Genomic DNA, 5867 nt, shown 5'->3' with positions numbered 1-5867 from the left:
TAACGTTCTTGGTAAGAATCATACAAAAAGCTAGATCCGGCCTTCCACGTATGATTTGTATTGTCGATGATGGATTGATAAATTAAATTACCAAATACACTTTGCTCACGCCCTACATACGACTTGAACGCAAAATAGGAGTCGTTTCGGTGATCGGAAGCCGATAGAATCAGTCCTAAACCTTTCCAAGGTTTGGTTTGAAACAAGCGGGCTATTTTGGCAAAACTCTCAAAACGCGTAGTTGCACTTCCAAAGCCATACACGCGGTACCTATTTGACGTTTTTTCCTCGAAATTCATTTGGCCTGCCACGCGTTGTTCACGTAAATAACCACCTCCCCACTGGACCATCCACTTGTCGGTTTCATACTTCCATCGGTTTAGTACATTGACCAAATTAAACAAAGGCAAATCCATAAATCCATCCTTATTTCCATCTAGTCGGGATACTTGTTGGGAATAATGTGTAAACAAGGCCGTAGAAAGCTTCCCATTAAATTTATGCGCAGCTTGTTGGTTTACCTCAAATCTCCCTTGCGAATTTCCATACATATTTAAAAAATATACTTCTGACGTATCCGGTTTAACCAATTCCATATTGATGGCTCCCGTCATCGATTCATACCCGTTAACCACGGAACTTTGGCCTTTGGCTAAATCAATCGAACGAATCCAAGTACCCGGAATGTAGTTCAACCCATAGGTAGATTTTAAGCCTCGAATGGATGGAACATTTTCAACTTGAGTTTGTACATAGGTACCTGAAAGGCCCAAAAGTGAAATTTGTTTCGCACCTGTGATGGCATCAGTAAAATTGACAGATACACTCGCATTCGTCTCGAAACTTTCGGAAAGGTTACAACAAGCCGCTTTAGCAAGGGTTTTCATCGTTAAGATTTCCCTACTTTGAATGGATTGAACATCATGTCCACCAGGTGATGCCAGTACACTCACCTCAGCTAATTCGCTCGAATTAGCCGTCAAATGCACATGTACAAATCTAGGTTTATCTACCCAAACAGAATCAGGCTTAAATCCGACCGCACGAATAGTCAGCCAACCGGGAAACGTGCGAATACGCAATTTAAATATCCCATCCACCCCGCAGGTTGCACCTAATTTGTCGGCCGAATAATAGACCGTAGCACCAGGAATATCCTCCATGTTGCCCTGAGCATCTAAGCTCATCACACGGCCATTGAGCTCCTGTGCCACCAAGGGAAAACCCCATAAACAAAAAACAATAAGCAATAATCGATTCATCAGAAATGGATTTAACGTAAAAGAAATTCTTTTAATAGATTGTTAAATCGGCTAAATCAAATACACTTGGATGAACGCGCGCTTGACAGAAGCGGGCGGTGAAAAATCGGATTCTTCAAAAAATAAACTAGGTTCGGAATGCGTGTAGATATGGAAAAAGGTCGACAATTTACCTGAAGGAACGGTCGCCACAAAATCGAAATCAACAAATTTTAACTGCTGCTCTGCGCTTAATTTGACCTGAAATTGGTCATATGTACAACAATAGGCACGAGATACAACATCGCGTGTGACAGGTTTACTTTTTGCACAGCAACTTACTTGATTACCCCAGCCGTAAGAAATACTTCCAGTAAAAATACACGTGGCTGATTTCCAAGCCATACCTGTTTGGCCTAAAAGAAGCCAAAAAACAAAGAATAGTACGAAAGACTTTTTCAATATTTTCGTCATGGGTACATGTAATAAGCGCGGAAAATTACGAAAGGAAACGTTAATATGTAAGTCAATGCCATAGAAATATTCTTTCTTTGCATTCGCTATGATAAAACGGATGTTCCTCTTTATTGTTTTAGTATTAGGTGTATTTCAAGGTATGGCCCAAGAAACTCGTTATCGCTACCTCGTACTCTTAAAGGACAAAAAAAATTCCCCATTTTCAATCACCGCACCAGACAAATTTTTGTCGGCATCTGCCATTAATCGTAGGTTAAAAAACAAGATTGAGATTCGGGAACAAGATTTACCTGTAAACCCATCCTACATCGAGGAAATAAAGGCAGCGGGAGCTCAGATTATCTATCCCCTTAAATGGGTCAATGGGGTATTGATTAAGGAAAAACCGAAAAACATCGCCAAAATTAAAGCACTAAAATCGGTGTTAGGGCTTTACAAAAATATGCCCTTGGATTCAAGTTCAGATCTCCGTCTTGAAACGCAAGCTAAAAACCTTTCGAACGAATCCGCGGTCCTTGATTACGGAAACTCATTAACGCAGATAAGCCAATTGGGCGTGGATAAAATGCATGCGAAAGGCTTTACGGGCAAGGATGTCAAAATCACCTTATTGGATGATGGCTTTTCACAAGCTGACCAAGTGGGCTATTTACAAAATGTCTATACCGAAAAACGGCTATTAGGCACACTGGTGACTGATCCTGGCCTACGTTCTGTATATGCGGGTGGGGCACATGGAACCAATGTTTGGAGTACGATAGCTGCGCAATCACCTGGGAAATTAATTGGCACAGCTTTTCAAGCCCAATTTGCCTTGGCACAAACAGAGGAAGGGAATCATGAGCTCTTGGTTGAAGAAGCTAATTGGATGCGTGGAGCGGAATGGGCAGACAGTTTGGGAACGGATATAATTACTTCATCGCTGGGCTATTCAGAATTTGATAATAGCAGATATAATCATCGCTATACTGATATGGACGGTCGGACCACTTTAGTAAGTAAAGCCGCTGCATGGGCAGCTAGCAAAGGGATTGTGTGTATTATTTCAGCAGGAAATCAAGGAAGTGATTCATGGAAATACATTACAGCTCCCGCAGATGCTGATTCTATATTGAGCGTAGGCGCAGTAGACAGAACTGGGCTTCGCGCCTCCTTTAGCTCGATTGGGCCTTCCTCTGATTTGCGCATCAAGCCTGATATCGCTGCGATGGGATTAGCCACAATTGCCGGCCTACCTTCCGGCTCGTTCGGTTCAATTAGTGGAACATCCTTTTCTGCGCCTTTAATAGCCGGATTAGTCGCTGGAATTATGCAAGCTAATCCACAAAAAACGGCACAAGAAATTATTCAAGGAATCCGAAAATCAGGTACTCAGGCGTCTAAACCTGACCAATTACTCGGTTATGGTATTCCGCATTTTGATCGCATTAGCCAACTACTCAATCCGGTTTTGGGTGTAGAAACGCAAGAAAAAAGTACGTTTAAAGTTTTTCCAAACCCAGCATCTATAGGTCAAAGAATTCGTGTTTTCACCGATGGAAGCCCAACAGGCACATTAGAAATAATTAACATACAAGGGACTATTGTTGAATCAATTAATTTTCGACAAGCTGAATTTGATTTTTTTGCTGCGCCATTCGTTTCTGGCAAATATTATTTTAGATTTACCATTGGAAATCAGGTAAAAGTGATTCCGGTGCTTCTAAACCTTTACTAATGAAATCACGCTTTCTCTCGTTGGACATCCTCCGCGGCATTACCTTAGCCGCTATGATTTTAGTCAACACTTCTGGCAATGGGACATACACCTACGGACCTTTAAAACATGCAGATTGGCATGGTTTCACTCCGACCGATCTAGTTTTTCCAACATTTCTTTTTATGGTTGGCGTTGCCATGCGATTCTCATTTAAAGCATTCAATTATACACTTTCGCCCTCAGTTCGGATAAAAATCGTAAAACGAACTTTACTTTTATTCCTCATCAACTACATTATTTTTTACATCCCCTTTCTTGATTTCACGTGGGAAAATTTGCGCTACCTAAATGTTTTACCGCGCATCGCGCTCTCCTATTGTGCGATTTCATTTATCACACTGAGTGTACCCAAACACTGGTTAACACCAATTAATATCAGCATTTTACTTGTTTATTGGGTGATACTGGCCGTTTTTGGCGATTCAGGTGTAGCCTATGAATTGGGGTCTAATGCCGTTCGCAAATTGGATTTATTCTTATTTGGTCCCACACACCTATATCATGGTGATGGAATTCCATTTGACCCAGAAGGCTTTTTGAGCACATTACCGGCGCTGAGTACCTGCTTATTCGGCTATCAGGTTAGTTTATTTTTAGAAAAGCAACGGGATGCACAAAAACCAGCATTAACAAGCCTTCTTGTTTGGGGGATTGGCTTAATTACTTTAGCGCTACTTTGGAATCAAAGCTTTCCAATCAATAAAAAATTATGGACAAGTTCATTCGTGCTCCTATGTGCAGGAATCGATTTCATCCTAATTGGCGCTTTGAATTGGTGGATAGAGGTCAAGGAAAGAAATTTTGCCAATACCTTCTTTTTAGTTTTTGGCACAAATTCAATTTTGGCGTATGCGATTTCTGAAGTTCTAACAATTCAGATGTCGAATGTCCAAATACAAGAGGGCTCAGGGACGATATCGCTAAGCAATTGGCTTTATTGGCATATTTTCGAACCTGTATTCGGTAAATTCAATGGTTCCCTGGCCTACGCAATCTGCTTCGTTCTTGTTTGCTGGTCGCTATGTTATGTCTGCTACAAACGCAAATGGTTTTTGAAAGTCTAGGCAAATAACATAGCCGCACCAAAAACCCCGGCACTATCACCTAACTTTGGCTTAACGATTGTTGTATTTACCTCACCCGAATTGAAAATATATTTTTTGATGCGATTATACCCTTCGGTGTAAAGTAAATCGATATTTCCCACGCCACCGCCAATCACGATAACCTCAGGATCTAAGACATTAATTAAAGTCGAAATTGCCCGACCATAATTTTCCAACAAGCGCTCGACCGTAGCGTTAGCGAAGGAATCATTTCCAGCAAAATAAGCTTCCATGATTTGGGGCAAGCGCATTGCCCGACCAGATTGACGCAAATAAAAGAGCTCCAAAGCAGGACCTGAAATTACTTTTTCTACACAGCCCGATTTTCCACAATAACATGGTTCTCCACCTTCCTCTAAAATATTATGGCCCCATTCCCCTCCAATTCCATGTAGCCCTTTAATTACTTTGCCATGCGCCACTAATCCACCACCTACGCCCGTTCCCATGATTACGCCGAAAACGATTTCTGCCCCCGGGTGGACGTCCAAAACAGCGCCTAAATGTGTTTCTGCTAATGCAAAGCAATTGGCATCGTTTGCAAGGGAAACCTCACATCCTAAAATTGCCGACAAATCTGCTGCCATTGCTTGGCCATTCATACAGGTTGTATTGCAGTTTTTCATCGTTTGAGTACGTGGATCTAAAACTCCCGGAGTCGCAAAACCTATTTGAAAAGGGCTCTCTCCAAGCGAATCAGCAACCTCATCCACTAATCGTTTCACTTGTTGTAAAATATGCCTGTAGCCTTTCGAAGCCTCTGTATCGATTCGTTTTCGAACAATTACACGACTAGGATCTTGACGATCAAGTACTGCACACTCAATTTTTGTGCCACCCAAATCTACCCCCCATAATTTAGCGTCTGTTGTCTTCATTTTCAAATATACTTAAATAACTTAAATAACGACTTGGAGCAATTTCGCCGTCTTCTACAGCTTTAATTACAGCGCAAGCTGGCTCCGAAATATGGACACAATTATTAAATTTGCATGCGCCCAACAAGGCACGCATCTCAGAAAAATAATGTGCTAATTCATCCTTTTCAATTTCATGAATCCCCATCTCATTTATGCCAGGGCTATCAATCAAATAGGTATTTAAACCTAATTCCCACATTGTGGAGTAAGTAGTTGTATGAACCCCTTTTTGCGCAAAATCAGAAATTTCCTTCGTCTTAATTTGCAGATGAGGCGCCACGATATTCAATAAACTTGATTTACCTACTCCTGAATGACCTGCAATTAAAGATACCTTTCCTTGAAACATGGCTTTAAACTCTTC

Annotated in this window: 6 protein-coding genes; 2 read left to right on the top strand and 4 right to left on the bottom strand. The window is 41.3% G+C overall.

Features of this window, described 5'->3' with window-relative positions:
• Together ACIQ6T_RS11145 and ACIQ6T_RS11140 are read right to left on the bottom strand one after the other, a co-directional pair.
• Window positions 1-1262 (bottom strand): TonB-dependent receptor plug domain-containing protein (locus tag ACIQ6T_RS11145; protein ID WP_395786394.1); only part of this gene is annotated, 1262 nt, incomplete at its 3' end.
• Between the two features lie 51 nt (window positions 1263-1313).
• Window positions 1314-1715, bottom strand: a complete 402-nt coding sequence (locus ACIQ6T_RS11140) for a hypothetical protein (RefSeq protein ID WP_395786392.1) — start codon at window positions 1713-1715, stop codon at window positions 1314-1316.
• A gap of 100 nt (window positions 1716-1815) precedes the next feature.
• Between ACIQ6T_RS11140 and ACIQ6T_RS11135 the strand changes: the two genes are divergently transcribed.
• A complete protein-coding gene (locus tag ACIQ6T_RS11135) occupies window positions 1816-3435 on the top strand; it encodes a S8 family peptidase (protein ID WP_395786390.1) in 1620 nt (539 codons plus the stop codon).
• A complete protein-coding gene (locus ACIQ6T_RS11130) occupies window positions 3435-4541 on the top strand; it encodes an acyltransferase family protein (RefSeq protein ID WP_395786388.1) in 1107 nt (368 codons plus the stop codon). The genes ACIQ6T_RS11135 and ACIQ6T_RS11130 overlap by 1 nt, the downstream gene beginning before the upstream one ends.
• On the opposite strand, the gene ACIQ6T_RS11125 is transcribed toward ACIQ6T_RS11130, so the two are convergent.
• Window positions 4538-5461, bottom strand: a complete 924-nt coding sequence (locus tag ACIQ6T_RS11125) for an ROK family protein (protein ID WP_395786386.1) — start codon at window positions 5459-5461, stop codon at window positions 4538-4540. The genes ACIQ6T_RS11130 and ACIQ6T_RS11125 overlap by 4 nt on opposite strands.
• Window positions 5442-5867: ribosome small subunit-dependent GTPase A (rsgA, locus tag ACIQ6T_RS11120; RefSeq protein WP_395786384.1), on the bottom strand; the 426-nt coding region annotated here is incomplete at its 5' end. The genes ACIQ6T_RS11125 and rsgA, both read right to left, overlap by 20 nt.

Source organism: Aquirufa sp. (assembly GCF_044377215.1).
Classification (GTDB): Bacteria; Bacteroidota; Bacteroidia; order Cytophagales; family Spirosomataceae; genus Aquirufa.
This window is presented reverse-complemented; position numbering and strand designations above follow the sequence as displayed.

Coding starts and splice junctions, on each gene's coding strand:
- ACIQ6T_RS11140 (WP_395786392.1), bottom strand. CDS start 1,715: ATGACGAAAATATTGAAAAAGTCTTTCGTACTATTCTTTGTTTTTTGG.
- ACIQ6T_RS11130 (WP_395786388.1), top strand. CDS start 3,435: ATGAAATCACGCTTTCTCTCGTTGGACATCCTCCGCGGCATTACCTTA.
- ACIQ6T_RS11125 (WP_395786386.1), bottom strand. CDS start 5,461: ATGAAGACAACAGACGCTAAATTATGGGGGGTAGATTTGGGTGGCACA.
- ACIQ6T_RS11135 (WP_395786390.1), top strand. CDS start 1,816: ATGTTCCTCTTTATTGTTTTAGTATTAGGTGTATTTCAAGGTATGGCC.